This window comes from Rhizobium sp. BK619, from assembly GCF_014195245.1.
Classification (GTDB): Bacteria; Pseudomonadota; Alphaproteobacteria; order Rhizobiales; family Rhizobiaceae; genus Rhizobium; species Rhizobium acidisoli.
In genome coordinates, this window is sequence record NZ_JACIBH010000007.1 from 108,328 (window position 1) to 135,210 (window position 26,883).

Genomic DNA, 26,883 nt, shown 5'->3' on the forward strand with positions numbered 1-26,883 from the left:
TTTTACCTTGAGAGCCGCTTTTGCGGCTCTTCTTTTTCCTTGTGCCCGGCGCTTCTCCACGAAACTGTGGAGATTAACCCTTTCTTAAGAAACGGCTTGCGCATTTGGGCTAATGATACCATCTTAAAGTCATAAAGACCGGGCTTGGAAACTTTTCCGTCGGTGCCCGCGTTACCTGAACATATGTAGCTGCGTGCAACAGGGACTATTGCGATGTCGGAAGTTGGATTGAACACGATCAGTTTTGCAGGTCGCGCCGCTGCATCCTCGCAGTTCAAGGCACTTTATGCGGAAGGCATGTCGCTGGTCGAAGAGACCGCCGCCTATCTCGACGGCCAGGGCCGCGCCGCTTCCAAGGTTCTGCCGCGGATGGCCTCGGTTCTCTACGCCGCGGAATCGATGCGTCTCACCACTCGTCTCATGCAGATGGCCTCCTGGCTGCTGCTGCAGCGCGCGGTCAACAATGGCGAAATGTCCCGTGACCAGGTGCTGGCCGAGAAGAACAAGGTTCGCCTCGACGGCTTCAACGTCGACCGCGCCGCGCCCGGCTGGGGCGACCTGCCGGAATCCTTCCGCGACCTCGTCGAGCGCTCGCTGCGTCTGCAGAACCGCATCGCCTTGCTCGACCGCGAGATCTACCGCCCGTCCGAAGCCGTGATCGTTCACGACAACCAGAACAGCGTCCAGGCCCAGCTTTCCCTGCTGCAGACCGCCTTCGGCAACAACTGACCAGATCTGCGGGAATTCCATACAAACCGGCCGCGTCCGACGCGGCCGGTTTTTCTTTGCCTGAAAACGCCCCTTCCCGACCACGCAAAAAAGCCCGGCAAAACCGGGCTCTTTTCGAATTCCGTCGAGCAGAAGGGATTAGAGGCCGAGGCCGCCAAAACGCTTGTTGAACTTGGAAACGCGGCCGCCGCGGTCCATGAGCTGCTGGTTGCCGCCGGTCCAGGCCGGGTGCGACTTGGAATCGATTTCGAGGTTCATGACAGCGCCTTCCGAACCCCAGGTCGAGCGGGTTTCGTATTCGGTGCCATCGGTCATGACCACCTTGATCATGTGATAGTCGGGATGGATGCCTGCCTTCATAACAATCTTCCTGCGATACCGGAGTTCAATTTGCCGCATGCAGTTGCGGCCACCGAACCGATTGAATAAATGAAGCCGCAGTCGTGATGGCTACGGCTTCCCATTAGGATGGCGTGCCTATACATGAAGGGCGCCTAGATAACAAGAGCCAACAGGCCGCATTGCGCGGGTCCTGAGGGTGATCGGAGACGATTTGGCAGAGCAGGCACGGGCAGAGGAAAACAAAAGGCGGTCGCTACGGCCGCTCGGCAGGCTGACGCCCTACGTCATGCGTTATCGCGGCCTGGTGGCCGGTGCGCTGACGTCGCTGGCGCTTGCCGCCATCACCTCGCTGGCGCTGCCGCTCGCCGTGCGTCGCATGATCGACCACGGCTTCACCCAGTCCGACGGCCGCTTCATCAACAGCTACTTCGCCATGCTGATGATCATGGCCGTCGTGCTCGCGGTCGCAAGCGCACTGCGCTATTATTTCGTCATCACCATCGGCGAGCGCATTGTCGCCGATCTTCGCCGCGATGTCTTTGCTCATGTGACGCGGCTGTCGCCCTCCTTCTTCGACGTCAACCAGTCCGGCGAGATCGTCTCGCGCCTGACCGCCGATACGACGCAGATCAAATCCGCCGTCGGCGCCACGGCCTCGGTGGCGCTCAGAAACCTCATCCTCTGTATCGGCGCGATGGGTATGATGATCGTCACCTCGCCGAAGCTTTCGAGTCTCGTCATCGGGGCGATCCCGTTGATCGTCTTCCCGCTCGTCGCCTTCGGCCGCTCGGTGCGCAAGCGCTCCCGCGCCGCCCAGGATACGCTCGCCAATGCCTCAGCCTTCGCCAACGAGACGATCGCCGCAACCCGCACCGTCCAGGCCTTCAACGGCGAGGACGCCGCAGCGACACGTTACGGCAGCGCCGTCGAATCTGCCTATGAAGCGGCCCGCGCCGCCATCCGTTCGCGCGCGCTGCTGACCGGTATCGCCATCACGCTGATCTTCGGAAGCGTCGTCGCCGTGCTCTGGGTCGGCGCCCACAGCGTGCTTGCCGGCACGCTTTCGGCCGGCACGCTCGGCCAGTTCCTGCTCTATGCGGTCATCTCCGCCGGTTCGCTGGGCGCGCTGTCGGAGGTCTGGGGCGAACTCTCGCAGGCCGCCGGTGCCGCCGACCGGCTGACCGAGCTTCTCGATGAAGTCTCGCCGATCGCAGCCCCCGCCCATCCGCAGGCTCTTCCTTCGCCCAGCCTTGGCCGTGTCGAATTTTCCGACGTGCATTTCGCCTATCCGTCGCGCCCCGGCAAATCGGCGCTGCATGGCTTGAGCTTCACCATTGCGCCTGGCGAGACCGTTGCCATCGTCGGCCCTTCCGGCGCCGGCAAGAGCACCGTCTTTTCGCTGCTGCTGCGCTTCTACGATCCGCAGCAGGGCAGCGTGACGATCGATGGTGTCGACGCGCAGCTGACAACCCCCGACGAACTTCGCCGGCGCATTGCCATCGTGCCGCAGGATGTCACCATCTTTGCCGCCTCGATCCATGACAACATCGCCTTCGGCCGTCCCGGAGCCTCGCGTGACGAAATCCGCGCCGCAGCCCTTGCCGCCCAGGCCGACGAATTCATCACCCGGCTGGATCAGGGTTATGAGACCGAGGTCGGCGAACGCGGCATTACGCTCTCCGGCGGCCAGCGCCAACGCATCGCCATCGCTCGTGCCATCCTGAAGAACGCGCCCGTGCTGCTGCTCGACGAGGCGACGTCGGCGCTCGACGCCGAAAGCGAGACGCTGGTGCAAAAGGCGCTCGACGGCCTTGTCGACGGCCGCACCACGCTCGTCATCGCCCATCGCCTGGCAACCGTGTTGAAGGCCGACCGCATCCTGGTGATGGATCAGGGCCGCGTCGTCGAAGAAGGCACCCATCAGAGCCTGATCCGCCACGGCGGCATCTATGCACGATTGGCGCGGCTGCAATTCGACGCCGCCAACGAGGATGTGCTCGCCGCAGCGAAATAGGCGGCCATCCGCTTCTCCGCGACTAAAGTCTGACCTCTCACGCGCCAGCCCAAGGTTGTCATTCGCCTCTCCTGCCCTACCCTCTTCATGCCCCGGGGTGGGGATATCGCTGTTGAAATTTTTGGGAGGAGATTAGGAATGGCGCCTTTCGATATGACGCGACGTGCGGGTCTTGCGCTCGGCTTCGGTGTGCTTGCGGCCTTTGCATCAGGCGCATCAGCCGCTGCTGCCGATTTTCCGGATCGCGCGGTCACCATGGTCGTGCCCTTCGCGGCCGGTGGCTCGACCGATGTCGTTGCGCGCATCGTCGCCCAGAAGATGTCGGAGGATCTCGGCCAGCAGGTGATCGTCCAGAACGTCGCCGGCGCCGGCGGCAATCTCGGCGCCGATAATGTCGCCCGCGCCGAACCCGATGGCTACACCATTCTGATGGGCACGGTTGCGACCCACGCGCTCAATCCGCTGATCCTCAAATCGATCCCCTATGATCCCGAGAAGGATTTCGCGCCGGTCTCGCTGCTTGTCGTCGTCCCGAACGTGCTGGTCGTCAATCCGGAATTGCCGGCAAAGACCGTGCAGGAACTGATCGCGCTGCTGAAGGCCGAGCCCGACAAATACAGCTATGCCTCGTCTGGCAACGGCACGCCACTGCACCTGTCCGGCGAACTGTTCAAGTCCATGGCAGGCGTCAGCATGCAGCATATTCCCTTCAAGGGCGCCGGCCCGGCCTTGAACGACGTCATCGGCAATCAGGTGCCGATCATGTTCGACAACCTGCCCTCGTCATCGAGCCATATCAAGGCCGGCACTTTGCGGGCGCTGGCGGTGACCACGGCCGCGCGCGCGCCCTCCTTCCCCGATGTGCCGACGGTCGCCGAGTCAGGCATACCGGGTTACGAGACCTATACCTGGAATGCGCTTTTCGCCCCGGCCAAGACGCCGAACGAAGTGGTGATGCGTCTCAACGCCTCGGCCAACAAAGCGCTTAAAGACCCGGCCGTTGCCGAACGGATGAAAGAATTCAGCGCCACCATCGTCGGCTCGACGCCGGATGAACTCGCCGCCCATGTCAAGGCCGAGCTCGCCAAATGGGGACCGGTGGTCAAGGGTGCGAACATCCAGATGGAATGACGTCGGCGCAGCAGGCGCCTTCGCTCGCCTTCCGATGGAAACAGTGACAATTGGACGCCGATCGGCCAATTCTAATTAAGGTAGTGGAAAAGCTCGCCATTTTGATCTAGCCTCCCTGATGCTGATGGTTGCAATTCAGCGTTTCGGGAGACATCCATGTATAAATTCGAAGTTTATAAGGATAAATCAGGCGAGTTCCGCTTCCGCTTCAAGGCATCGAACGGGGAAGCCATGTTCTCGTCCGAGGGCTACAAGGCGAAGGCGTCCGCCATGAGTGCGATCGAATCGATCAAGAAGAACACGCCCGGTGCCGACGTCGTCGATCAGACGAAGGCCGAATCCTGATCAGATAGGCAGCGGCGGCTTGAATGCCGCCCCTGCCTTTTCGCGCGCCCTGAGCAGCGCCGGTACCCTTGAGCCCGCCCGGCATGGTTGCTTGGCATTTTCGGCGACATTTTTCTTTTTCGCATTTTTTTGAAAGCCATGTCGAAACGACCCGTTGCCGCGCCTCATTGTATCGGAACGGCGGAACCGTTCTGCCGGGCCTGACAGCTTTCGGGAGATCAGCCCCCGATATCGGATGCCCGGATCAACGCCACAACGCGATCAGGAGTTTTCCATGCAATATGCTCTTATCATTCGTGAAGCCGCCGAGGATTTCGCCAACCGCAGCGATCCCGCCTATCGCGACGGCTGGGTCGCCTACAGCAAGGCGCTTGCCCAGGCGGGGATCATGACCGGCGGGGCCGGGCTGACGGCTCCGGAGACCGGTACGATCGTGCGCCGCAAAGGCGAGGATCACGACGTTCAGGACGGCCCCTATCCGGAAGGCAAGGAACAGCTCGGCGGTTTCTATCTGATCGAAGTCCCCGACATGGACACCGCGCTCGAGTGGGCAACACGCGTTCCGATCTCCGACAGGGGTTCGGTCGAGGTGCGTCCGCGCCTGCAGATGTGAGGCGGTGATGCCGCCCGATGCCGGACGCGCCGCCGAACAGGTGGCGCGTCAGTCCTACGGCAAACTGATCGCCTTTCTCGCCGCCCGCTCGCGTGACGTGCCGGCGGCGGAAGACGCATTGTCGGAAGCGCTGGCTTCGGCCCTTCGCGTCTGGCCGGAGCGCGGCGTTCCCGACAAGCCGGAAGCCTGGCTGCTGGTGGCCGCACGCCGCAACCTGATGCAGGCCGCCCGCCACCGCACCGTCGCGGCCAATGCGCAGACGACGATAACCGTCGCCTTCGAGGAGGCGGAGGAACGCATGAACGAGGCCGGCAAAGCCGTCTTTCCCGATGAGCGGCTGAAGCTGCTTTTCGCCTGCACCCATCCCGCCATCGACAGCTCGGTGCATACCGCGCTGATGCTGCAGACCGTTCTCGGCATCGAGGCGAAAACCATCGCACGGGCCTTCGTCGTTTCGCCGGAGGCGATGAGCCAGCGGCTGGTGCGGGCCAAGGTGAAGATCCGCGATGCCGGCATTCCCTTCGCCGTTCCCCCTCGTCCCGCCCTGCCGGAGCGGCTCGCTGCCGTACTTTCGGCGATCTACGCCGCCTACGGTCTCGGATGGGACGGTCTCGACGGCGAGGAAGAGCGCCATTCGCTTGCCGGCGAGGCAATCTGGCTCGGCCGCGCGCTTCTGGCGGTACTGCCCGATGAACCGGAAGCGATCGGCCTGCTGTCGCTGATGCTTCACTGCGAGGCTCGCCGCAGCGCCCGGCGTGACCGCAATGGCCGATATGTGCCGCTCGACGAGCAGGATACGGCTGCCTGGAACGCGATCATGATCGCCGAGGCGGATGCGCTGCTGCGCAAGGCCGGAAGTTTTAACCGTTTTGGTCCCTTTCAGTGCCAGGCTGCGATCCAATCCGTGCATGCGGCGCGCCGGCTTTCGGGAACGACCGATTGGCAGGCGCTGACAACGCTCTACGCGGCGCTGGTGACGATGAAACCCACGCTCGGCGCACGCGTCGCCGAAGCAGCGGTGATCGGCAGGGCCCTCAGCGCCGCCGCCGGCCTGGAGCGGCTCGACAGGCTCGATCCACGCGATACCGCGGCCTATCAGCCCTATTGGGCTGTGCGTGCCTTTCTTCTGGCGCGCGCCGGCGACCATGCAGCAGCAGCCGACGCCTACATGACGGCGATCGGCCTCAGCGACAGCCCCGCCGTGCGCGATTTTCTCGCCGACCGGCTGAAGGAAGCGCGGCAAGCCGCGGCGGGCTGATTATTTCTCGGTCAGCTTCAGCTCGATGCGGCGGTTGGTGGCGCGTGCATCCGGCGTTTCGCCGGGCGCGATCGGCTGGAACTCGCCGAAGCCGGCGGCAACCAGCCGGTCGGCAGGCACGCCCTGCCCGATCAGGAACTTGACGACCGAAATCGCACGCGCCGAGGAGAGCTCCCAATTGTCGCGGTAGCGGCCCGTCCCGGCCAGCGGCACATTGTCGGTATGGCCGTCGACACGCAGCACCCAGTTGATTTCCGGCGGAATTTCCTTGGCGAGATCGAGAAGAGCGGCGGCGAGTTTGCCCATCTCGGTCTGTCCCTCCGGATTGAGATCGGCGCCGCCCGAGGGAAACAGCACTTCCGATTGGAAGACGAACCGGTCGCCGACGATGCGGATATTCTCGCGGTCGGAAAGGATCTCGCGTAGGCGGCCGAAGAAGTCGGAACGGTAGCGGTTCAACTCCTGCACGCGCGCGGCGAGCGCAACGTTGAGGCGGCTGCCGAGATCGGCGATCTTGGTCTGCGAGACCCGGTCTTTCTCCTCCGAAGCTTGAAGGGCTGCTTCGACGGCGGCGATCTGGCTGCGAAGTGCTGCAATCTGCTGGTTCAGCAGTTCGACTTGGCTCAGCGCCCGCTCGCTGACCTGCTTTTGCTCGTCAAGCTCCTGCGTCATCGCGCCGATCCGCTTCTGCGCGGCGTCCTGGCCGCCGGACCCGGCATTCAGCAGCGCCTGCAGCCGCGAACGATCGCCCTCGGCACTGGCAAGCGAGGCCTGCAGATTGGCGACCGAATCCTGGAGGTCCTGATTGCTGCCCTTTTCCAACGCGAGAAGCTGCGTCAACTCGTTGATCTGGCTGTTGAGGCGACTGAGCACCTCATCGCGTCCGGTGATCTCGCGGCTGAGGATGAACTGCCCGACGACGAAGACCGTCAGCAGGAACATGATCGAGATGAGCAGCGTCGACAGCGCGTCAACGAAGCCCGGCCAATAATCCACCGTACGTTCTCGGCGCCGGTTGCGGGCAAGAGCCATGGCTTACTTGCCCTCGCTCTTTTCTGCCTGGCTGGCGCGGTCACGCACGCGCTCGCTCCGGTCGCCGGCGCGCTCCTGAACGCCGATGCGTTCGGCCAGCCGATCGAGCGTGCGGCGCATCGCCTTGGCCTCGTCCTGTTGCGCCTCGATCCAGTCGCGCAACATCTGCTGCTCGTTGCGCATGTTCTTGACCAGACCCTGAATGCCTTCGGCAAGGCTCGCCATGGCGGCGACCGAGCGCTGGCTGCCGGCGCCCCCCTCCTCGGAGACCTTGCGCAGATAATCGGAGAGCGCACGCATATCGTCCGAGGAAGCGCCGGCAACGGCGTCGAGGGCCGGCGCCAGGTCGGAGCCGACATCGGTGACCGAGGAGAGCCAGTTTTCCAGCTCCATGTAAAAGCGGTTCTGCGCGCGGCCGGCCTGAAGATCGAGGAAGCCGAGAATGAGCGAGCCGGAAAGGCCGAGCAGCGAGGAGGAGAAGGCCTGGCCCATGCCCGAAAGCGGCGTGGAAAGCCCTTCCTTCAGCGCCGCCAGCACATCCCCCGTGCCGTTCGAGCCGGCATCGAGCGACTGAATGACCATGCTGATCGAACCGATCGTGCCGATCAGGCCCCAGAAGGTGCCGAGCAGGCCGAGGAAAACCAGAAGGCCGATCAGGTAGCGCGAGACATCCCGCGATTCGTCGAGGCGGGTGGCGATGGAATCGAGGATCGAGCGCAGCGCCGTCGTCGATAGCGCCACCGAGGACTTGCGGCTGCCGATCAGCGCCCGCATCGGCGCGAGCAGCCGCGGATTGCGATTGACCTTGTCGGCGCTGCCGGCGGCGCGGAACGAATTGAACCAGCGCACTTCGGGGCGAAGCGCCAGCACATGGTTGAAAACAAGAATGATTCCGACTGCGAGAACACCGACGATCAGGCCGTTGAGGCCCGGATTGTGCATGAAAGCGGTCTGCGTCTGCCGGAAGAGGATGGCGGCGATAAAACCGACGATGACGAGGAAAAGCAGCATCGTCCAGAGGAAGGGCATGGGGCTCGAAAGCCTGTAGGCATAACCGCTGGCCGTCTTTTCGGTGGAGCCGATCTCCGCCACATTCACATTTTCCATAGGGTCCGCTGCCTCCGGAGTCATTGCTGGCGGAGACTAGAGCAACATTGTGCCGAATTGAAGTATGCCGAGGCGAAAACCGTGACTTTACAACAGCCGGATTTTCGTCCGCTCACTTGGCGGGAATTGGCCGCTTGACGACTTCGATCAGCGCCTTGTGGATGGCTTCGTTGCCGGCGACGATCGCGCCGCTCTCCAGAATGGCCGTCCCGCCGTCCCAATCGGTGGCAAATCCGCCGGCTTCGCGGATGAGCAGGATGCCGGCCGCCATGTCCCACGGCGCAAGCTCGGCTTCCCAGAAACCATCGAAACGCCCGGCCGCGACATAGGCGAGATCGAGCGTCGGCGATCCCAAGCGGCGGATGCCCGCCACTTCGCCCATCACGTGGCGAAGCTCGACCAGGAACTTGCCGTGATTGCGCTTGCCGAGCGCCGGCACGCCGCAGCCGATGACGCAATCCGACAGCGCGCGACGTGCGGCGACGCGCAGGCGCCGGTCGTTGAGGAAGGCGCCGCCGCCGCGCTCGGCGGTATAGAGTTCGTCGGTCGCCGGATTGAAGATGACGGCGGCGACGATCTCGCCATTGCGTTCGAGCGCGATCGAGACGGCGAAGGCCGGGATGCCGTGCAGGAAGTTCGTGGTGCCGTCAAGCGGATCGACGATCCAGCGATGCGCGCCGTCCGTGCCCTTGATCTCCTCGCTTTCCTCGCCGAGGAAGCCATAGGTCGGACGCGCCTTGAGCAGTTCTTCCCTGACGATCTTCTCGGCCTTGCGGTCGGCGGTGGAAACAAAGTCGCCCGGTCCCTTCACCGAAACCTGCAGGTTCTGCACTTCACCGAAATCACGCCCCAGCGATTTTCCTGCCTTGAGGGCAGCCTGAACCATGACATTGAGAAGAGCTGAACGGGCCATCGGCGCATTTCCTTGGGACTGATACGGGGTGCGCGCTGCCAGGGGCGGGAAGTGTCCCTGAACTTGCATGACAGGCAGCGCTGCAAAGATTGGCGGCCTCAAGACCACAAAATCAGGGAAATTTCAAGGGCCGGCGCGCATAGCTGCCATCCTGTGCAGGAAACCGGGATTGATACTGGACTATCGGACAATCAGTCTCAGAATTTCTGCTGCGCCATCAGCACTTCGCGGGCGATCTGATCGAGCGGCAGGATACGGTCGACCCCGCCCTTGGCGATCGCCTCTTTCGGCATGCCGAAAACGACCGAACTCGCCTCGTCCTGCGCCACCGTATAGGCGCCCACCTCATGCATTTCCAGCATGCCGCGCGCACCATCATCACCCATGCCGGTCATGATGATCCCCATGGCGTTCGAGCCGGCCGAGCGCGCCGCCGAACGAAAGAGCACGTCGACGGAAGGCCGGTGCCGCGATACCAGCGGCCCGGTCTTTACGCTCACATAATAGCGCGCACCCTGGCGTTCGAGCAGCATATGCTTGTCGCCTGGCGCGATCAGCACGTGGCCGCGCAGCACGGGATCGCCGTCGACGGCTTCCTTGACCTCGACCTCGCAGAGACCGTTCAGCCGTTTGGCGAAGGCGGCGGTGAATTTTTCCGGCATATGCTGGACAATCACCATGCCGGGCGCATTTGCCGGCAGCTCCTCCAGAAACTCGCGCAGCGCTTCGGTGCCGCCGGTGGAGGCGCCGACGCAGACGACCATTTCCGTCGTCTTCGCCATAGCCCGCCCCGTCGGCGGCGGCAGCATCGCATCCGCCGTCAGCTTTTTGGTCGGCCCGTCGGCCGAAGCCGAGCGGATGGTTCCGGCAGCGCGGCGGACGGTGGTAAGCCGAGCATGCGAGGCGCTCTTGACGATTTCGCGAATGCGTATCGCATCATCCGAAAGACTGTCGGCGGCCCCGATCTTCGACTTCAAAATGACGTCGACAGCGCCGGCCTCCAGCGCCTGGATCAGCGTTTCCGAACCGGCTTCCGTCAGCGACGAGCACATCACGACAGGGATCGGCCGCTGCGCCATCAGTTTGCGCAGGAAAGTGATGCCATCCATGCGCGGCATCTCGACATCGAGCGTGATGACGTCGGGGATTTCTTCCAGCAGCTTGCGCGCCGCCACGAAGGGGTCGGACGCCACCGCCATGATCTCGATATCGGGATCCTGCTCCAGCACATGCGTCAGTGTCTGACGGATGCTCGCGGAATCGTCGATGATGAGAACGCGGATTTTCTTAGCCATGAAGCCTCTAAATGCGCTGAAACACCGTGTTCGAGACCTGCTTCAACGGCAGATCGAAACCGGTGATCGATTCGGAATGGCCGATGAACATGTACCCTCCCTTCGCCAGGCAATCGCAGAGGCGGTTGAGCACGCCGGCCTGAGTCTGCTTGTCGAAGTAGATCAGCACATTGCGGCAGAAGATGACGTGCATCGGCTCGCCGATCGGGTATTTCTCGTCCATCAGGTTCATGCGGGCAAAGCCGATCCTGCTGCGCAGTTTCGGCGTGATGCGCACCTCCCGCCGATCCGGCTGCTTGGCCGTCAGCACGTATTTGCGCTGCAGGTCGCGCGGCACCGGCGCGATGAGATCTTCCGGGTAGATGCCCCGGCGGGCCGTCTGCAGCACGTCGGTGGAAAGATCGGTCGCCAGCACGCTGTAGGAGACGTCGTTACGGCCTTCGGTAAACTCCGCCAGCACCATCGCCATCGTATAGGGTTCGGCGCCGGTCGAGCAGGCCGAACTCCAGGTACGAATGGTGCGGACGCCGCTGCCGGCGATCGCCGGCAAGGCCACGCTCTGCATATAGTCGAAATGTTTGGCTTCGCGGAAGAAGTCGGTCTTGTTGGTCGTCACCACGTCGATCAGGTAGACGGTTTCCTGGGCAAGGCCATCCTGATTGAACAGGAAGTCGCAATAATCGTCGAAGGTCGCATGATTGGTTGCCCGAAGGCGGCGCCTCAGCCGCCCCTCGAGCATCGTCAGCTTGGCCGGGGGCATCTTGATGCCGCTATAGTCGTAGATGAACCGGGCAAGCTTGTCGAAATTGCGCTTGCTGATCCGGTCGCCCGGCAATTGGGTTTCCACCGCTGCTGCCATACTCATGAAACGCAATACTCCGAGTGACGCGGCGGTCAGGCCGCCGATTGCAGTGCAGAGGCGTCCTCGCGCGACAGCAGCCGCGCGAGATCGATGATGACGACAAAGCCGTTTTCACGGCGAACGACGCCGGCGATATAGTCCGAACGCCAGCGCACACCGATATCGGGCGCCGCCTCGATCTGGTCACGCCGAAACGGCGTGACCTCGAAGACGCGGTCGGCAACGAGGCCGAGAGTGAGAAGCCGGCTTTCCATCGGCACGTCGAGGACGAGCACCCGCGTATGCGGTGTCGGCTCGGTCTTCGTCATGCCGAGCTTCAATCGAAGATCGATCGTCGGCACGCCCTGCCCGCGCACATCGCGCAGGCCGAGCAGATAGTCGGGACCATTCGGAATCTTGAAAGCTTCCGCATAGTCGAGGATTTCCCGGACGACCTCGACCGGCACGGCGAAAATCTCCTCGCCGAGGCTGAAGGTCACGAATTGCGCTTCCAGAGATGTTGGAGCCATGATCAGGCGCTTTCCTTAAATTCGACGTCCCTATCATCGGGACCGCCCATGGAGAGATCGAGAGCGAAGCCCTTTGCCCGCGCTTGCTGACCAGCAACGCTGTTGGCGGCGAGCTTCCTGCCGCCGAGGCTGCGGCCGGCGACGGGCGCCGAGCTGCGGACCGTTACCCTGGCTGCCGGCATGCGGGATTGGCGATCGCCTGCCGTATCGACCTTGAAGAAGGCGATCGACGTCTGCAGTTCTTCCGCTTGGCTCGCGAGCTCTTCCGATGTCGCAGACATTTGCTCGGAGGCGCCTGCATTTTGCTGCGTTACCCGATCGAGCTGCTGGATCGCTTCGTTGATCTGGCCGGCACCGATATCCTGTTCTCGGCAGGCGGCGCTGATCTCCGAAACCAGCTCGGCCGTTTTACGGATATCGGGCACCAGCCGGCCGAGCATGTCGCCCGCGTCCTGGGCGGCCTTGACCGTGTCGCCAGACATCGAGCTGATTTCGGCGGCAGCCGATTGGCTGCGTTCGGCAAGCTTGCGTACCTCGGAGGCGACGACCGCAAAACCCTTGCCGTGCTCGCCGGCACGCGCCGCCTCGACGGCGGCGTTGAGCGCCAGCAGGTCGGTCTGGCGGGCGATTTCCTGGACGATGCCGATCTTCTCGGCGATGGTCCGCATCGCCTGCACGGCGCGCGACACCGCTTCGCCGCTCATCTCCGCATCCTTGGCCGACTGGCGGGCGATCTTTTCCGTCTGCGCCGCATTGTCGGCATTCTGCTTGATGTTGGCGGCCATCTCCTCCATCGATGCGGAGGCCTCTTCGGCGGAAGCCGCCTGTTCGCTGGCGCCCTGCGATACCTGTTCCGAGCTTGCCGAAAGTTCCTGGCTGCCGGCCGAAACATTTTCGGCGGCCACGATCGCATCGGCGACGACGCCGCGCAGGCGTTCGACCATCTGCTCGAGCGCAATGCCGAGCGTATCCTTCTCCGAAAGCGGCTTCGGAGACACCGTCAGGTCACCGCCGGCGATCCGCGCGGCGATGTCAGCGGTGACGCGAAGGTTATCAGTCATCGTGTTTATCATGTTGACCAGATCCTTGATCTCATCGTTGCTCTTGATCTCGACCTTCTGGTTCAGGTCGCCGATGGCAACAGCGCTGGCGACGTTCATGATCTTGCGCAGGCCGCTGTTGACGCCGAGCGCGATCCACAGCGCAGCCGCAAAAGCGATGACGGAAGCCCCGATTGCGATGCCGATCAACATGGTCTTCGTCGAACTATAAAGAACGTCGGTGTCGTTATCGGCTTGCGCCATCGACTTCTGCTGAAGCGCGACGAGTCTTCCAAAAACATCCTCCATTTCCACGACGAGGGCGCGAACCTCCCCCGAGGAAAGCGCCACGGCACCTGCCCTGTCGCCGCTCTCCTGCGCGGAAGCAACTTTGTTGGAGCCTTCGTCGAAGCGCTTGGCAAGTTCGACCAGCCTGTCCCAATTGGGCTTGCCCTCGGCGGTTGCGAGCTGCAGGCCACTCGTTACGAGGGTAAGCATTTCATCCACGCTTTTCGCCGAATTCTGATAGTCCTTCCTGGCGATTTCGGGATCCATTTCCAGAAGGGCGTTCTTCTGCCAGCGGACGGCGTTGAGCTCGGCCGTCTTCGCTTCCAAGGCCAGTTCCAGCCTTTTTGCAGGACCGGAAACAAGGTCGCCGACAGCGTCGTTCAGCGAGCTGAGGCTGATAATTCCGTAAACCGCGCTGCCCACCAGCAATAATATGACAAAGCCGAATGCGGCTGCGAGCTTAAGTTTGATCGTAATACGCATCTCAATATTCCTCTCAGAGAGCGAAGCAATAAATGTGGACCGGGGGGCGCGGCATCATGCAGCAAAAGAAATTCCGGCAGGCAGGACAGGCCGCCAAAAATCGGCGGACTTTTATTTCCGGCGCCCGGCGAACACCAGGAGCCTACGCCGCGGGCCATGCTAGCCGGCCCACGACAGCTGCGAAGGGGAGCAGCTAAGCGTTCCCCAAGGGAGCGCTCACGCGCTCTCCCGAAACTCGTCATCAACGGTGTCGGGACCGCCCATCGACATATCGAGGGCAAATCCCTTCACGCGGGCCTGCTGGCCGGCGACCGTATTGGCCGGCGCCTTGCCGCCCGTTTTGCGCGGTGTGGCTTGGACCCGGCTGCGAGCAGTGACTTTTGCGGCCGGCGCGCGCTCGCGCTGCCCACTCGTCGTGTCGACCTTGAAGAAGGCGATCGAGGTCTGCAGTTCCTCGGCCTGGCTCGCAAGTTCTTCCGAGGTCGCAGACATCTGCTCGGAAGCGCCAGCATTCTGCTGCGTCACCTTGTCGAGCTGCTGGATCGCTTCGTTGATCTGCGCAGCCCCGATATCCTGTTCGCGGCAGGCGGCACTGATCTCGGAAACCAGCTCAGCCGTCTTGCGGATATCGGGCACCAGCCGGCCAAGCATCTCGCCCGCTTCCTGGGCCGCCGTCACGGTATCGCTCGACATGGCGCTGATTTCGGCGGCGGCCGACTGGCTGCGTTCGGCAAGCTTGCGCACCTCGGAGGCCACGACCGCAAAGCCCTTGCCGTGTTCACCGGCACGCGCCGCTTCCACAGCGGCATTGAGAGCCAGCAGATCGGTCTGGCGGGCGATCTCCTGGACGATGCCGATCTTCTGGGCGATCGTGCGCATGGCATCGACGGCCCGGGAAACGGCCTCGCCGCTGGCTTCCGCATCCTTTGCCGACTGGCGAGCAATCTTTTCCGTCTGGGCCGCATTATCGGCATTCTGCTTGATGTTCGACGCCATCTCTTCCATCGAGGCAGAAGCTTCTTCGGCGGAAGCCGCCTGTTCGGTAGCGCCCTGCGATACCTGCTCGGAGCTTGCTGAAAGCTCCTGGCTGCCGGAAGAGACATTTTCCGCCGCTGAGATCGCATCGGCAACGACGCCGCGCAGGCGCTCGACCATCTGCTCCAGGGCGAGGCCAAGCGCATCCTTGTCGGAGAGTGGCTTCGGGGACACCGTCAGGTCGCCGTTTGCGATCTGATCGGCGATGCCGGCGGTGGTTCTAAGGTTGGAGATCATGCTCTGCATGGCGATGCCGAGCGCATCTTTGTCCGAAAGCGGCTTTGCATCGGTGCTGAGGTCACCCATTGCGATCTGGTCGGCAAGGGCCGCCGTGGCGCGCAGATTGGTGGTCATGGCGTTCACCGTATCGATAAGATCCTTGATCTCGTCGTTGGTCTTGACATCGACTTTCTGGTTGAGGTCACCGATTGCGACGGCGTTTGCGACCATCGTGATCTTTCGCAGACCATTGTTGATACCAAGGGTAATCCACAAGGCGGCGCCGAGCGCGATGAGCACTGCAATGCCGGAAGCACTGCCGAGGATCAGCTTGGTCGAGCCATAGAGCTCAGTGTTTGAAGCAGCGGTCGCCTTCATTCCTTTGCGCTGGATTTCGACGAGAGCCGCGATTGCAGTGCCCATATCGTCGGTCATTGTTCTCAGGTCACCCAGTGAAAGGGCCAGCGCGCCGGCTTGGTCACCTTTTGCGTCAAGTTGCTGCAGTTCGGCGGATCTTTCGCGGAACTTCGCGCCGATCGTCTGCAACTTCTCCCAATATGGCTTCCCCTCCGGCAAGGCGATGGCAAGACCGCTGTCGACGGCGCCGAACATCTCCTGCAGGTATTGGTCGGCGTCCCTATAGAAACCGGCAGCAGTTTCGGGATCGGTGGAGAGAAGTGCGTTCTTCTGGGAACGAATGGCGTTGACTTCGGCAACATTGGCGGTCAGTGCCAGCTCCAGACGACGGACTGAGCCGTTGATCATCTGGCCGCTTGCATCATTCAAAGTCCCGAGACTCATGCTTCCGTAGACGGCGATGCCGATCAGCAGCAGCGTCATGATGCCGAAGGCAAGGCCCAGTTTGAGTTTGATGGTGAAACGCATGTGATACCCCCGATTTGCGGTCAAAACGAATGGAGAGAGACATGTCCCCCTGGCGGGACGTCGAGCTTGGAAGGATGTGTCTGAAAGGGGACAAGCGACTTCATTCGCTTCCCGGTGGCCGACATCTATCGATCGCAGCACCAACGCCTACACGCGTTGGGGGATATTCCCGCCTCGGGTCGCTGGGGCAACCCGAGGATCACATTGGCGAAAGCGCTATGCGCTCTCCCTGAAGTCGTCATCGCCGGCGTCTGGACCGCCCATCGACATGTCGAGGGCAAAGCCCTTGAGACGCTGCTGCTGAGCCGAAACCGTCTGGCCGCGGCCCTGTCCGTAGGCTTGCGGAGCGGGCTTGCGGGCAGAGGCAGGGGACTGGAGACCCTTGGGCGAAGCTTTTGGCTGCACCTTGCGGGCGTCGGGCCGCACGCTGCCCGCCGTATCGACCTTGAAGAAGGCGATCGAGGTCTGCAGTTCCTCCGCCTGGCTCGCGAGTTCTTCCGAGGTCGCAGACATCTGCTCGGAAGCGCCGGCATTCTGCTGCGTCACCTTGTCCAGCTGCTGGATCGCTTCGTTGATCTGCGAGGCGCCGATATCCTGTTCGCGGCAGGCCGCACTGATCTCGGAGACCAGCTCGGCCGTCTTGCGGATATCGGGCACCAGCCGGCCGAGCATGTCGCCGGCATCGGCTGCAGCCTTGACCGTATCGCTCGACATCGAGCTGATTTCGGCGGCGGCCGACTGGCTGCGTTCGGCAAGCTTGCGCACTTCCGAAGCGACGACCGCAAAACCCTTGCCGTGTTCGCCGGCACGCGCCGCCTCGACGGCGGCATTGAGCGCCAGCAGATCGGTCTGGCGGGCGATTTCCTGGACGATGCTGATCTTCTGGGCGATCGTGCGCATGGCGTCGACAGCGCGTGTCACCGCCTCACCGCTCATCTCGGCATCCTTGGCCGACTGGCGGGCGATCTTTTCCGTCTGCGCGGCATTATCGGCATTCTGCTTGATGTTGGCGGCCATTTGCTCCATCGAAGCGGAGGCCTCTTCAGCCGAAGCGGCCTGTTCGGTGGCGCCCTGCGACACCTGTTCCGAACTTGCCGAAAGCTGCTGGCTGCCGGAAGAGACGTTGTCGGCAGCCGACAAGGCGTCGGCGACGACACCGCGCAGGCGTTCGATCATCGTGTTGACGTTGCCCAGAAGCGCGCCGATTTCATCGTGGCTGGTGATATCGGCCATCTTCGTCAGATCGCCTTCCGACACTTCGCGCACCACATTGTTGGCGCGGTTGAGGCCCTTGCTGATCGAGTTGGCAATCCAGAAGGCGGTGACGGCGGCGATCAGCAGAGCTGCGGCGGCCACCGCAACCATCGTCGTGCGTGTCGTCATATATTGCGCTTCGGCACCGTCGTCGGCAGCCTTCATGCGCTGCTTTTCAAGGGTCAGGATTTCGCTGAGCGTTGCGTCGATGTCGTTGGCAGCAGCCCGCGCCGTGGTAACGGAAATCGTATTCGCGCCTTCGGCATTGCCGGCTTTCACATAGTCGCGGATCTGATCGTCGGCTGCATTGAACGTCTTGGAAAGCTCGGCGATGCGCGCCCAGCGCGCCTTGCCCTCTTCCGTTGCCAGCGCGAGCACCTGGCCGAAAGCGTCGGCGAAGTCCTTGCGGGCCTGATCGCCCTTTGCGATCGAACCGGCCGTCTCATCCGCGGTCCGGGCGGTGAGCAGGTTCTTCTGCTGGCGGATGGCCTCGAGCTGGGCAATGTTGATCTGCTGCGCGAGATCGAGACGGGCTGCCGGGCCGGAGAGAAGTCTATCGATCGTGTCGTTCAGCGATCCAAGGCTGAGGACACCGTAGGCGGCGGTACCCACCAGCATCAGAATGATAAAGGTGAACGCCGTCACCAGTTTCGTCTTTATTGTCATTCGCATCGTCAAACCCCCAAGTTTGAATTCATCCGGCCTCAACTGGCGGCTCCCGCCGCCTTATGCCTCGATGAAAAAATGGCCTGGAGATTCGGGAGAATGATGAACTCCCCGCCCCTCTTCACCAGGCAGTTGATGTAGTCGGCGCGCCAGCGCATGCCGATGCTCGGCGGCGCCTCGCTCGCGGATTTTGCAAGTGTCGTCACCTCGTTCACCTTGTCGGTCCTGAGCCCGACGAGCGTCTGCTCGCCCTGCAGATCGATCTCGATGACGATGATGCGGCTATCGATCGTCGCCTCCGCTGCCTCCATCCCGAAGGCAAGACGCAGATCGGCGAGCGGAATGACTTTGCCGCGGAAGTTGATAACGCTGGCGACGAAGGGCTGGCTTCCCGGCACTGCGGTCTCCGGAAGCAGGTCCAGGATTTCCTGGACGATGACCGCTTCCAGCGCGAAGGTCTCGCCGTTGAGATCGAAGGTCAGCACCTCGACTTCCTCGGCATAGCTCCAATGATTGTCAAATCGTTCGGCTGTCGCTGCTGTTGCGCTCATCCTGCTACCCGCAATTGCGCCTCCTGTTGCTGACCCGCGGCAACTAGGTGCCCGACGTCGAGAATGAGAGCGACGCTGCCGTCGCCGAGAATGGTCGCGCCCGAGAAGGTCGCGACGTCGTTATGCAGTTTCGACATCGACTTGATGACCGTCTGGTGGTCGCCGATGATCTGGTCGACGACGAGGCCGACGCGCTCCGTGCCTGTGGAGATGACGACGACCTTCTGGTGGACGTCGGGTTTGGTGCCGGTGCGGAAGAGGTCGCGCAGGCGCAGGAACGGCACCAGGCTGTCGCGCAGCGAGATGAAGCTGCGGCCGCGCGAGCGAAGATCTTCCTCGAGCGAAAGTTCGAGGCATTCCTCGACCGCCGAGAGCGGGATGACGTAACGGCCGGAACCGACACGCACCAGCAGGCCGTCGATGATGGCAAGCGTCAGCGGGATGCGCAGCGACACTTCCGAGCCCTGTCCCGGCACGCTGACGATGTCGATCGCGCCGCGAAGCGCTTCGACCGTCTTCTTGACCACGTCCATACCGACGCCGCGGCCGGACAGGTTGGTGATTGCCGCGGCCGTCGAGAAGCCGGGAGCGAAGATCAACTGCAGCAGCTCGGGATCGGACAGTGGCTGGCCGGGGTGGATAAGGCCGGAGGATTCCGCCTTGGCGCGAACCCGTTCGCGATTGATGCCGCGGCCGTCGTCCTTGATCGAGATGATCACCTCGCCACCGGCCTGACGGGCCGAAAGCGTCACCGTGCCGGCTTGGGTCTTGCCGGCGGCAAGGCGGTCGGCAGGCATTTCGAGGCCATGATCGATCGAATTGCGCACCAGATGCACCAGCGGATCGGCCAGCCGCTCGATGACCGTCTTGTCGACTTCGGTGCTCTCGCCCTCCGTCACCAGCTCGATCACCTTGCCGGTTTCGCGGGCGAGATCGTGGACGAGGCGGCGGAAACGGGAGAACAGGGTTGCGACCGGCACCATGCGCAGCACCATCATCGTGTCGCGCAATTCACCGGACAGGCGTTCGATTTCTTCCGAGACGGAGCGCAGCGCGATATCGGCGCTGGCGCTGGCAAGCTGGCTGAGACGCGACTGCGCGATGACGAGCTCGCCGACGCGGTCCATCAGCTCATCGAGACGCTCGGCCGGAACGCGGACATTCTCGGCCGCCTTCGCCTGGCTGACGGCGGCAGGCGGCTCGCGCCTCGCCGGCACCGCCTCGACGGGACGCAACTCGGGAACAGCCGCAGAGACCGCGGCGACGGGGAGAGGTGCTGTCTTTTGCTCAATCGGAGCAACATTTACCGTCGCCGGCCCGTCGATCTCCTCGACGCTGAGTTCCATATCGTCGAGCACGAAGATAAAGACGTCGTCGATCGCTGAGCGGCCCTGCTCGCTGGCCAACATCACGTCCCAGGAAATATGGAGTTCCGTCGGCATGAGCTCGCCAAGAGGCGGAATGGCCGAAGTGTTGGCGCGCACGGTGCATTCGCCGAGATCGCGCAGCTCGTCCAGCAGGCCGAGCGGGTTGGTGCCGTTGGCCATCGAGTTGGCCGGCAGGCTGAAACGGATGCGCCAGCTGTTTTTCTTCTTCGCCGACACTTCACGCACGACCGCGGGGGCGGCAAGAGCGGCCGGTGCGGCAGCCGGCGCCGCCGGCTTGCCGCCGACGGCCGTCTGCAACTGCGCCAGAAGCTTGCTGCCGGTATCGCCGTGATCGGCGTCCGGCTGGTCGACGAGGGCGCGCATATGGTCCTGGGCGGCAAGCACGGCGGCGACGAGTTCGCTGGTCGCGGCGACCTCGCCCTTCCGTACGCGGTCGAAGGCGGTTTCGCAATGATGGGTGAACGCGGCGAGCGCCTCGAAACCGAACATCGCGCCGGAGCCCTTGAGCGTGTGAAGCCCGCGGAACACGGCGTCGACGAGATCCTTGTTGTCGAGCTGGTGAGTGAGGTCGAGAAGACCCGCCTCGATCGCGTCAAGGCATTCGGCAGCCTCCATGCGGAACACGGCAACGGGATCGAGCGTGCTCATCGTCCGAGAACCTTCTTCACGATCTTCACGAGATGTTCGGGATCGAACGGCTTGGTCAGCCAACCCGTCGCGCCGGCGGCCTTGGCGCGCGCCTTGAGATCCGCATCCGATTCCGTCGTCAGGAAGATGATCGGGACGCCGGCCTGCCCCGGCAGTTTCCGCAGCTCCTCGATCATCGTCAGGCCGTCCATGACCGGCATATTGAGATCGGTCACGATCAGATCGAAGCGGCCACCCTTGGCCGTCGCCAGGCCTTCGGCCCCGTCGGCGGCTTCGGTGACGCTGTAACCGGCATTGCTCAGCGTGACCTTGGTGGTCAGGCGGATGCTGGCGGAATCGTCGACAGTCAGGATATTTGCAATCATAACTTTACCTCTTTATGCAACCAGAAATTTTCGTCTTCTTCATCGAAGGATTCAATGAAACCTGCGCGTTCAAGTACCTTGAGCACCGAGCCGCGAGCAGGCATAGAAAGTTTGAACGTTTTCCCGTCAGCTTTTGCTTGGCGGCGCGCTGACTCTATGAGCTGAATGAAACTCAGATCGGCTTCCGCACTTTCGGAAATGCTAACTACGATTGTATCGTTGCTATCAAATTCATCGATAAATTTTGAATATAGTTCGGACGCGGAGCGAATACTCAGCACGTCAGGCAAATTTATAGATTCGTAATATTGTTTAGGAGTGTCCAACGCAGCCTCCCCGGCCAGAGAAATACTTGACGGCCCTAAAAGGACTCTCACGGCAGCGTTAATGCGGGGTAAACAGCGGTTGTAGGAAACTGCCGTATAACGAGTCTTGAGACTCCGAATTCTCATCCGGAATAAGTTGTATTTTTTTCTCCAAATTTAGAAACAAATAAAATAAAAGCAGTGGGTTAAGCAATATTACCCGGCCACGAGGCTGGGGTGGCGCGCCATCCACATCTTTCGTTAATCACAACGCTGACGAGTCCGGCGCGTTTACCGGACGTTTCCATCCTGCCCGTAAAACGAGAGTCGAATATGCCTGTGTTTAAGAAAAGGGATAAATGTTGGCACACGCTCTGGTATCGCCGACCGCTGCAGCCTACACATCCGGACGGGACATCGGCCGGACCCTGGAATCCGCCCGCAGCCGGGTCGAGGAGCGTTTTCTCGAAGGCGGCACGGTCCTGCTTTCGGTGATGGATGTTCTCAACCGTCTGTTGAATTCTCTTGAGAGTGTCACCGCAGCGCTCGACAATGGGGAGTCGAGCGATACCGGCGCCGATCTCCGTGCCACCGTGGAGAGCCTGACGGCGCTGCCGGTCACTGAGGAAAACCGCCAGCAGGCGCTCGTCTCGCTGGCGCAGACCGGCAGGGAACTGCGCAAGCATGTCTCCGACATGCAGGAGACGATGCGTTATCTCAGAACCTTCGCCGTCACCGTGAAGATCACCGGCGCCGGCCTTGCCGAATTCGCCGGCTTCGCACAGGAGATCCTGGAGCGAATCTATTCCGGCACCGATGAAGTCAACCGTTTCGCCACCCATCTCGACAGCCTCGACAAGGAGGTCAAACTCGCCGCCTCCTTCGGCGCCAGCGTCTCCAAGGGTTACGCCGATACCGTTCCGGCCGTTGCCGCCGCCCTGCGCGCCGATGCCGCCAAGATCGCCGAACACCGTAAGCATCTCGGCATCGTCGCCCGCGAGGTCGGCGCGATTGCCCGCGGCGTCCAGAGCAAGGTCGCCTCGACGCTGTCTGCGCTGCAGATCGGCGACATTACCCGCCAGCGCATCGAGCATGTGCAGGCCACCCTTTCGCTGCTTGAGGAATTCTTTGCCGGCGAGGAGGGCGCGAAGCTCGATGCCGGCGCGCGCAAGCGCCTGCAGAATGTCATCCACCATCTCACAGCAGCGCAGATGAGCGACATGTGTGCCAATTTCCAGCGGGATTCGGAGAATGTCGTCAAGACGATCGCCAGTTTCGACCACGACATGCGGGAGATCCTCAAGCTGCGCGACCAGATGAGCGGTGCGAGCGGCGAAGCCGGCGGCAATTTCATGCGCGCGCTGGAATCCAGCGTTTCGGCCGCCCACGAAATCGTCCAGCAGGTCGACACGGCAAGCCGCCAGGCCGACCAGGTGAGCCAGTCGACGATCGGCACGGCTGCCAAGCTCTCCGAAGCGATCGCCAACATCCGCGCCGTCAAGACCGACATTCACTATATGGCTTTGAACACCAACCTACGCTGCAGCCGCCTCGGCGAGGAAGGCAGATCGATCAACGTCGTCACCGCCGAGCTGCGCATCTTCGCCGGCAAGCTCGACGAATCTGCCGACGCCATCGTCACCGGCCTGCCGGCACTCGAAGCCGCGGCCGGGCGCGTCACCCCCGCCGCCGATGTCGGGACCGGCGGTCTGGGAGAAAGCCTGACATCGGCCGTCGGTAACATCCGCACCGCAGCCAATACGATGGAAAATGAGCTGAAGGTGCTCGCCGAGAACGGCCGCGAGGTCGCCACCAAGATCAGCCTGCTGATCGGCAAGCTCGATTTCCAGCGCGATCTCGGCGAAGTCTTTGCCCGCTGCGCCGATCTGCTCGAAAGCGCCGCCGGCACCGAGGTCGCCGATATCTCCGATCTTACTGATGCGATCGCTCCGCTCGACCGCAAGATCTTCAAACACTATACGATGGTCCAGGAGCGCAGCATTCACCGCGACATCATCCCGGCCTGCGAAGACAGCATCCCGGCGCCCGCCGAGACCGTCAAAGCCGAAAACGACGAGGATCTTTTCGCCGACGCGCTGTTTTAAAATCGTTCTCGGTTGGGACCCGCAAAGGACGCCGTAATTTATCGCCGCCGGAACTTGTTGGCGGCCTCGATCGCCGCCTTCTGCTGATCGTCCTCGATGCCGAGATAGAAATCCTCGAGCGACGGATCGGCGAGCCCCGCCCGGCGCGACAGGACGTACCACTTCGCCGCCTCGACCGGGTTGGGCGCCGTGCCGATGGCATTGATATAAAGGTGGGCGAGCTTGTTCTGAGCGACGACATTGCCGCCATTGGCGGCAAGCTTCAGCCATTCGAAGCCCTTGACGTAATCCTTCGACCCGCCGACGCCGTTGACGAGCCAGATGCCGAGATCGAGCTGGGCCGTGTCGAAACCGGCGCGCGCCGCACGTGCCATCCACTCGCGGGCGAGCTGCTTCTTTTCCTCAGGCAAGTCCTTCAGCGTCGCATAGATCTGCGCCACGGCATATTGCGAATCGGCAATGCCCTGCTCGGCCGATTTCTCGTAGAATGGCAGCGCGAGCTTCAGTCCCGTATCGCCGGGATGATCGGCGATGACAAGCTGCGCCCAGTTGAATTCCGCCGAAGGATTGCCGGCCTCGGCCGCCTTGCGCATGTAGTCGTCGGCCTTGACCTTGTCGCGCGGCACACCCTGGCCTTCCATCAGGATCAGCGCATATTTGAACATTGCCGCCGCATCGCCGCCTTCGGCCGCCTTGCCGTACCAGAAGGCGGCGTTCTTGACGTCCTTCTTGACACCAAGCCCCTGCGAGAGGATTTCGCCGATCAGCGTCTGCGCCGCTGCATCGCCGAGTTGAGCGCGCGGCAGCGCCTTGTCCATTGCCGTCAGGTAATAACCGCGCTGGAAGGCGCCGTAAGCCTCGTCGACAGGTCCCTTGTAATCCTTCTCCGGCGGCAGGTCCGGCAGCTTCGCACCCATGCGGTCGAACACGCCGACACCATCGGAGGGCCGCACACCCGGAGCGGAAGGCCGGTCGGTGCGGAAGGTCGAGGCCGGGGCCGAGCCCGGCTGGCTGATGACGCTGTCGGTGGCCTGCGCCAAGACGACAGCCGGTCCGGCCGCAACGAAGGCGGCCATGCTGGCAAGGATAAATTTCAACGGGCGGGCGGTGGGGATCGGCATGAGCGCGATTTCAATCCTCAAACCGTGGCGCTTTTTCGTCAAGCAAAGCGTTGACTTCGGCGACGATAGACGGCGCCCGGTTGGGCTCGCCGAAGACAGCCAGCCGCAGCGCCACGAATTCCGCTCCGGTCTCGGCGACGGCAAGCGCAGAGGCCGGATCGGTACCGCCCATGACGATGCAGGGAATCTCGATCATCGAGGCCCACCATTCGCCGAGCGCAAGGTTCTTCGGATGTGCCTCCGGCTTGATATCGCCGTCGAGCTTGCCGAAGAAAATATAGTCCGGCCTGGCTTCGCCGATCTCAAGCGCGTTGTGCCGGTCGGCTGCGTTGCCGCCGCCGACGATCAGCTTCGGCGCATGTTTTTCGATCGCTTCCGAAAGTGCCTCGGCATTGCCGGAAAGGTGCAGGCCGTCGGCCTTTGCCCGTCCCGCCACGCGGCTGTCGCCTGCAATCAAGGCGGCCGCCCCGGCATCCTGGATCAGCGGCACTAGCTTCTCCGCATGTTTCTGGAAGGTACCGTCGTCAAGCCCGTATTGCGGCACGATCACCGAGGCGACATCGCCGCCCTTCAGCGCGTCGGCAACGATCCTTGCCTGTTCATCGGCATCGGCAATATCGGGTACGATGAGCACAAGGCGGCAGCGGTTTTCCGGTTCGGTCATCAGGTCTTTCCGTTTCCTCGCGAATTCCCCGTTGAGAGGAGGGATCCGCACTCGTTTTGTGTGAGTAGTTCCGTTAGACGAGGCTTGCAAGAGGAGGACGTCGAAAGCATGCCGCAGGATTTATCATTCTACTATGCCGCCGTGCCCGCGGTTCTGCTGGTGGGCCTCGCGAAGGGCGGTATGGGCGACGCTTTGTCGCTGATCGGCCTTCCCTTCCTCGCTCTCGTCGTCTCGCCGGTCGAGGCGGCGGCCATCTTGCTGCCGATCCTGGTCTTTATGGACATGATCTCGCTCGTCATCTGGCGCCAGCACGGCGACTGGGCAACGCTGAAGATCATGCTGCCGGGCGCAGTCTTCGGCATCGCGCTGGGCTGGGCGACCTCGGCGCTCGTTCCGGGCAACATGCTGCGCATTGTCATCGGCGCTGTGACCATCCTCTTCTGCCTGCGCTATTTCTGGAACAATTATGGCCCGGGCGCCGGCAAGATCGTCCCGCCGCGCGGCCAGCGGCCGGTTGCCGCCGGCCTTTGGGGTACATTTTCCGGCTACGGCAGTTTCGTCGCCCATGCGGGAGGCGCACCTTTTCAGATCTATGCCCTGCCGCTCAAGCTGCAGCCACGCGAATATACCGGTACCAGCGTGCGCTTCTTCGCGATCCTCAACGCCATCAAGCTCATTCCCTATTTCGCACTCGGCCAGCTCGACACCCAGAATCTGGCGACCTCCGCAACACTCCTGCCCTTCGCCCCGCTCGCCACCCTTGCCGGCGCCTGGTGTGTGCGCCGCATGAAGCCGGCAATCTTCTATCCGTTCATGTATGCGATGGCCCTGATCGCCGCCTTCCTGATCGTGCGCGAGGGTCTTGGCTGGTAAGGGCGGCCGTGCTGAGTAATTCCTTCAATCGGAACCGAGCTAATGCAGCAATGCTAAGTGTAACCATTCTTGGCGCGTCTGAAAGACTGCAACGCCGTAGTACGCTGCAATGCACAATTTCCTTGCTGGAACGGCCGGTTTGACGTAGCTTTCCCGCTATGTCGAACACGGACCCCTTCTCTGCGATTGCCGATCCGAACCGGCGTTTTCTGCTGGAGGAATTGCGTCGTGCGCCGCGGACCGTCAACGAACTCGCCGAGGGCCTGCCGATCAGCCGCCCCGCCGTGTCGCAGCACCTGAAGGCGCTGCTCGACAGCAACCTCGTCTCGGTGACCTCGGAAGGCACGAAACGCATCTACACGGTCAACAACCGCGGTTTCGACAAGCTCAATCTATGGCTGGATCAGTTCTGGGCTTGAAGCAGGCTCACAATTACAGCCCCGCCCCTCATATGGATGTGACTTGAAGCGCGACACTCGCAAAAGCGCCAGCCGCGATGCCGCTGGCATCGGGCTGGCGCAATTCTGGTGTAAAATCACCGGGTCTTGCTGATTTCAGGCGGAATGGATGGATTTACCTTTTCTTTCGCAAGATGATCGACCGGCGACCCTTGGGAAGATCAGTGGACGGATGACTTGAGACGCATGATCTCGTCCTTGATGCGCAGCTTGCGGCGCTTGCATTCGGCAATTTCCGTATCGGAGATAGAGGGAGCTGTTCTGAGCGCGTGCAGCTCCTCTTCAAGAGCGACATGCTTTTTCTGGAGTGATTCAAGATGAGCTTGAACTGTCATTTGACCCTTCCTTCCTCTTACCCTCCCCGGCCAACATCGTCGGGGATCAA

26 protein-coding genes are annotated in these 26,883 nt (G+C 62.4%); 9 read left to right on the forward strand and 17 right to left on the reverse strand.

Going from position 1 to position 26,883, the window contains the following annotated elements; genetic code table 11:
* Window positions 1-213 precede the first annotated feature (213 nt).
* The gene (locus tag FHX14_RS14820) at window positions 214-729 is read left to right on the forward strand and encodes a DUF1465 family protein (protein ID WP_003542804.1); all 516 of its coding nucleotides are present in this window, start codon (window positions 214-216) and stop codon (window positions 727-729) included.
* A 138-nt stretch (window positions 730-867) separates the two neighbouring features.
* On the opposite strand, the gene rpmE is transcribed toward FHX14_RS14820, so the two are convergent.
* Window positions 868-1,089 carry a 50S ribosomal protein L31 gene (gene rpmE, locus FHX14_RS14825; protein ID WP_003566413.1) on the reverse strand — a complete coding sequence of 74 codons (222 nt, stop codon included), beginning with the start codon at window positions 1,087-1,089 and terminating at the stop codon, window positions 868-870.
* Between the two features lie 193 nt (window positions 1,090-1,282).
* On the opposite strand from rpmE, the gene FHX14_RS14830 reads away from it, so the two are divergent.
* From FHX14_RS14830 to FHX14_RS14850, 5 genes are all read left to right on the forward strand, one after another.
* Window positions 1,283-3,085, forward strand: a complete 1,803-nt coding sequence (locus FHX14_RS14830; RefSeq protein WP_184377639.1) for an ABC transporter transmembrane domain-containing protein — start codon at window positions 1,283-1,285, stop codon at window positions 3,083-3,085.
* Between the two features lie 138 nt (window positions 3,086-3,223).
* Window positions 3,224-4,216, forward strand: coding sequence for a tripartite tricarboxylate transporter substrate binding protein (locus tag FHX14_RS14835; RefSeq protein WP_184377640.1), 993 nt, complete (start codon window positions 3,224-3,226; stop codon window positions 4,214-4,216).
* 156 nt (window positions 4,217-4,372) lie between these two features.
* Window positions 4,373-4,561, forward strand: a complete 189-nt coding sequence (locus FHX14_RS14840; RefSeq protein WP_012558873.1) for a YegP family protein — start codon at window positions 4,373-4,375, stop codon at window positions 4,559-4,561.
* Between the two features lie 274 nt (window positions 4,562-4,835).
* Window positions 4,836-5,174: a YciI family protein gene (locus FHX14_RS14845; protein WP_003590281.1), complete on the forward strand. Its 339-nt coding sequence runs from the start codon at window positions 4,836-4,838 to the stop codon at window positions 5,172-5,174.
* A 7-nt stretch (window positions 5,175-5,181) separates the two neighbouring features.
* Window positions 5,182-6,432, forward strand: coding sequence for a DUF6596 domain-containing protein (locus FHX14_RS14850; protein WP_184377641.1), 1,251 nt, complete (start codon window positions 5,182-5,184; stop codon window positions 6,430-6,432).
* On the opposite strand, the gene FHX14_RS14855 is transcribed toward FHX14_RS14850, so the two are convergent.
* The 13 genes from FHX14_RS14855 to FHX14_RS14915 all read right to left on the reverse strand — a co-directional run bounded on the left by FHX14_RS14855 (window position 6,433) and on the right by FHX14_RS14915 (window position 21,298).
* Complete coding sequence (locus FHX14_RS14855) at window positions 6,433-7,464, reverse strand: peptidoglycan -binding protein (protein ID WP_184377642.1); 1,032 nt, start codon at window positions 7,462-7,464, stop codon at window positions 6,433-6,435. It abuts the gene before it with no gap.
* Window positions 7,465-7,467: 3 nt separating this feature from the next.
* A complete protein-coding gene (locus tag FHX14_RS14860; RefSeq protein ID WP_054185080.1) occupies window positions 7,468-8,571 on the reverse strand; it encodes a MotA/TolQ/ExbB proton channel family protein in 1,104 nt (367 codons plus the stop codon).
* 112 nt (window positions 8,572-8,683) lie between these two features.
* Entirely contained in the window at window positions 8,684-9,484 is an 801-nt protein-coding gene (locus tag FHX14_RS14865; RefSeq protein ID WP_003566429.1) for an inositol monophosphatase family protein, read from the reverse strand.
* A gap of 197 nt (window positions 9,485-9,681) precedes the next feature.
* The gene (locus FHX14_RS14870; protein ID WP_003590277.1) at window positions 9,682-10,779 is read right to left on the reverse strand and encodes a chemotaxis response regulator protein-glutamate methylesterase; all 1,098 of its coding nucleotides are present in this window, start codon (window positions 10,777-10,779) and stop codon (window positions 9,682-9,684) included.
* Between the two features lie 7 nt (window positions 10,780-10,786).
* Window positions 10,787-11,644: a CheR family methyltransferase gene (locus FHX14_RS14875; protein ID WP_054185081.1), complete on the reverse strand. Its 858-nt coding sequence runs from the start codon at window positions 11,642-11,644 to the stop codon at window positions 10,787-10,789.
* Window positions 11,645-11,673: 29 nt separating this feature from the next.
* Window positions 11,674-12,150, reverse strand: a complete 477-nt coding sequence (locus FHX14_RS14880) for a chemotaxis protein CheW (protein ID WP_003590275.1) — start codon at window positions 12,148-12,150, stop codon at window positions 11,674-11,676.
* Between the two features lie 2 nt (window positions 12,151-12,152).
* A complete protein-coding gene (locus tag FHX14_RS14885; protein WP_184377643.1) occupies window positions 12,153-13,961 on the reverse strand; it encodes a methyl-accepting chemotaxis protein in 1,809 nt (602 codons plus the stop codon).
* A gap of 216 nt (window positions 13,962-14,177) precedes the next feature.
* Window positions 14,178-16,100: a methyl-accepting chemotaxis protein gene (locus FHX14_RS14890; RefSeq protein ID WP_184377644.1), complete on the reverse strand. Its 1,923-nt coding sequence runs from the start codon at window positions 16,098-16,100 to the stop codon at window positions 14,178-14,180.
* 216 nt (window positions 16,101-16,316) lie between these two features.
* Window positions 16,317-18,026, reverse strand: coding sequence for a methyl-accepting chemotaxis protein (locus FHX14_RS14895; RefSeq protein ID WP_184377645.1), 1,710 nt, complete (start codon window positions 18,024-18,026; stop codon window positions 16,317-16,319).
* A 32-nt stretch (window positions 18,027-18,058) separates the two neighbouring features.
* Window positions 18,059-18,571, reverse strand: coding sequence for a chemotaxis protein CheW (locus tag FHX14_RS14900; protein ID WP_003585722.1), 513 nt, complete (start codon window positions 18,569-18,571; stop codon window positions 18,059-18,061).
* On the reverse strand, window positions 18,568-20,607 hold the full coding sequence (locus FHX14_RS14905) for a chemotaxis protein CheA (protein WP_184377646.1): 2,040 nt from the start codon (window positions 20,605-20,607) through the stop codon (window positions 18,568-18,570). Before FHX14_RS14905 ends, FHX14_RS14900 begins: the two co-directional genes overlap by 4 nt.
* Window positions 20,604-20,972: a response regulator gene (locus FHX14_RS14910; RefSeq protein WP_184377647.1), complete on the reverse strand. Its 369-nt coding sequence runs from the start codon at window positions 20,970-20,972 to the stop codon at window positions 20,604-20,606. Before FHX14_RS14910 ends, FHX14_RS14905 begins: the two co-directional genes overlap by 4 nt.
* Entirely contained in the window at window positions 20,969-21,298 is a 330-nt protein-coding gene (locus FHX14_RS14915) for an STAS domain-containing protein (protein ID WP_184377648.1), read from the reverse strand. The genes FHX14_RS14910 and FHX14_RS14915 overlap by 4 nt, the downstream gene beginning before the upstream one ends.
* A gap of 341 nt (window positions 21,299-21,639) precedes the next feature.
* On the opposite strand from FHX14_RS14915, the gene FHX14_RS14920 reads away from it, so the two are divergent.
* On the forward strand, window positions 21,640-23,382 hold the full coding sequence (locus FHX14_RS14920; protein ID WP_184377756.1) for a chemotaxis protein: 1,743 nt from the start codon (window positions 21,640-21,642) through the stop codon (window positions 23,380-23,382).
* Between the two features lie 38 nt (window positions 23,383-23,420).
* Here FHX14_RS14920 and FHX14_RS14925 read toward each other — a convergent pair whose 3' ends face one another.
* Together FHX14_RS14925 and FHX14_RS14930 are read right to left on the reverse strand one after the other, a co-directional pair.
* Window positions 23,421-24,503 (reverse strand): tetratricopeptide repeat protein, encoded by a 1,083-nt coding sequence (locus tag FHX14_RS14925; protein ID WP_184377649.1) that lies wholly within the window; start codon window positions 24,501-24,503, stop codon window positions 23,421-23,423.
* A 10-nt stretch (window positions 24,504-24,513) separates the two neighbouring features.
* Window positions 24,514-25,167, reverse strand: coding sequence for a thiamine phosphate synthase (locus FHX14_RS14930; RefSeq protein ID WP_003585734.1), 654 nt, complete (start codon window positions 25,165-25,167; stop codon window positions 24,514-24,516).
* 108 nt (window positions 25,168-25,275) lie between these two features.
* On the opposite strand from FHX14_RS14930, the gene FHX14_RS14935 reads away from it, so the two are divergent.
* Together FHX14_RS14935 and FHX14_RS14940 are read left to right on the forward strand one after the other, a co-directional pair.
* Window positions 25,276-26,040, forward strand: a complete 765-nt coding sequence (locus FHX14_RS14935; RefSeq protein WP_003585735.1) for a sulfite exporter TauE/SafE family protein — start codon at window positions 25,276-25,278, stop codon at window positions 26,038-26,040.
* Between the two features lie 158 nt (window positions 26,041-26,198).
* A complete protein-coding gene (locus FHX14_RS14940) occupies window positions 26,199-26,459 on the forward strand; it encodes a metalloregulator ArsR/SmtB family transcription factor (RefSeq protein ID WP_003542830.1) in 261 nt (86 codons plus the stop codon).
* A gap of 200 nt (window positions 26,460-26,659) precedes the next feature.
* Here the strand turns inward: FHX14_RS14940 and FHX14_RS14945 are convergent, their stop codons facing one another.
* A complete protein-coding gene (locus FHX14_RS14945) occupies window positions 26,660-26,833 on the reverse strand; it encodes a DUF465 domain-containing protein (protein WP_003566443.1) in 174 nt (57 codons plus the stop codon).
* Window positions 26,834-26,883: the final 50 nt, after the last annotated feature.

What these genes read in the sequence shown, in the direction of transcription:
- FHX14_RS14905 (WP_184377646.1), bottom strand. Translation starts at nt 20,607, where the DNA reads ATGAGCACGCTCGATCCCGTTGCCGTGTTCCGCATGGAGGCTGCCGAA.
- FHX14_RS14940 (WP_003542830.1), top strand. Translation starts at nt 26,199, where the DNA reads ATGTCGAACACGGACCCCTTCTCTGCGATTGCCGATCCGAACCGGCGT.
- FHX14_RS14895 (WP_184377645.1), bottom strand. Translation starts at nt 18,026, where the DNA reads ATGCGAATGACAATAAAGACGAAACTGGTGACGGCGTTCACCTTTATC.
- FHX14_RS14935 (WP_003585735.1), top strand. Translation starts at nt 25,276, where the DNA reads ATGCCGCAGGATTTATCATTCTACTATGCCGCCGTGCCCGCGGTTCTG.
- FHX14_RS14925 (WP_184377649.1), bottom strand. Translation starts at nt 24,503, where the DNA reads ATGCCGATCCCCACCGCCCGCCCGTTGAAATTTATCCTTGCCAGCATG.
- FHX14_RS14945 (WP_003566443.1), bottom strand. Translation starts at nt 26,833, where the DNA reads ATGACAGTTCAAGCTCATCTTGAATCACTCCAGAAAAAGCATGTCGCT.
- FHX14_RS14835 (WP_184377640.1), top strand. Translation starts at nt 3,224, where the DNA reads ATGGCGCCTTTCGATATGACGCGACGTGCGGGTCTTGCGCTCGGCTTC.
- FHX14_RS14910 (WP_184377647.1), bottom strand. Translation starts at nt 20,972, where the DNA reads ATGATTGCAAATATCCTGACTGTCGACGATTCCGCCAGCATCCGCCTG.
- FHX14_RS14845 (WP_003590281.1), top strand. Translation starts at nt 4,836, where the DNA reads ATGCAATATGCTCTTATCATTCGTGAAGCCGCCGAGGATTTCGCCAAC.
- FHX14_RS14870 (WP_003590277.1), bottom strand. Translation starts at nt 10,779, where the DNA reads ATGGCTAAGAAAATCCGCGTTCTCATCATCGACGATTCCGCGAGCATC.
- rpmE (WP_003566413.1), bottom strand. Translation starts at nt 1,089, where the DNA reads ATGAAGGCAGGCATCCATCCCGACTATCACATGATCAAGGTGGTCATG.
- FHX14_RS14900 (WP_003585722.1), bottom strand. Translation starts at nt 18,571, where the DNA reads ATGAGCGCAACAGCAGCGACAGCCGAACGATTTGACAATCATTGGAGC.
- FHX14_RS14840 (WP_012558873.1), top strand. Translation starts at nt 4,373, where the DNA reads ATGTATAAATTCGAAGTTTATAAGGATAAATCAGGCGAGTTCCGCTTC.
- FHX14_RS14930 (WP_003585734.1), bottom strand. Translation starts at nt 25,167, where the DNA reads ATGACCGAACCGGAAAACCGCTGCCGCCTTGTGCTCATCGTACCCGAT.
- FHX14_RS14865 (WP_003566429.1), bottom strand. Translation starts at nt 9,484, where the DNA reads ATGGCCCGTTCAGCTCTTCTCAATGTCATGGTTCAGGCTGCCCTCAAG.
- FHX14_RS14890 (WP_184377644.1), bottom strand. Translation starts at nt 16,100, where the DNA reads ATGCGTTTCACCATCAAACTCAAACTGGGCCTTGCCTTCGGCATCATG.
- FHX14_RS14855 (WP_184377642.1), bottom strand. Translation starts at nt 7,464, where the DNA reads ATGGCTCTTGCCCGCAACCGGCGCCGAGAACGTACGGTGGATTATTGG.
- FHX14_RS14880 (WP_003590275.1), bottom strand. Translation starts at nt 12,150, where the DNA reads ATGGCTCCAACATCTCTGGAAGCGCAATTCGTGACCTTCAGCCTCGGC.
- FHX14_RS14850 (WP_184377641.1), top strand. Translation starts at nt 5,182, where the DNA reads ATGCCGCCCGATGCCGGACGCGCCGCCGAACAGGTGGCGCGTCAGTCC.
- FHX14_RS14875 (WP_054185081.1), bottom strand. Translation starts at nt 11,644, where the DNA reads ATGAGTATGGCAGCAGCGGTGGAAACCCAATTGCCGGGCGACCGGATC.
- FHX14_RS14820 (WP_003542804.1), top strand. Translation starts at nt 214, where the DNA reads ATGTCGGAAGTTGGATTGAACACGATCAGTTTTGCAGGTCGCGCCGCT.
- FHX14_RS14860 (WP_054185080.1), bottom strand. Translation starts at nt 8,571, where the DNA reads ATGGAAAATGTGAATGTGGCGGAGATCGGCTCCACCGAAAAGACGGCC.
- FHX14_RS14885 (WP_184377643.1), bottom strand. Translation starts at nt 13,961, where the DNA reads ATGCGTATTACGATCAAACTTAAGCTCGCAGCCGCATTCGGCTTTGTC.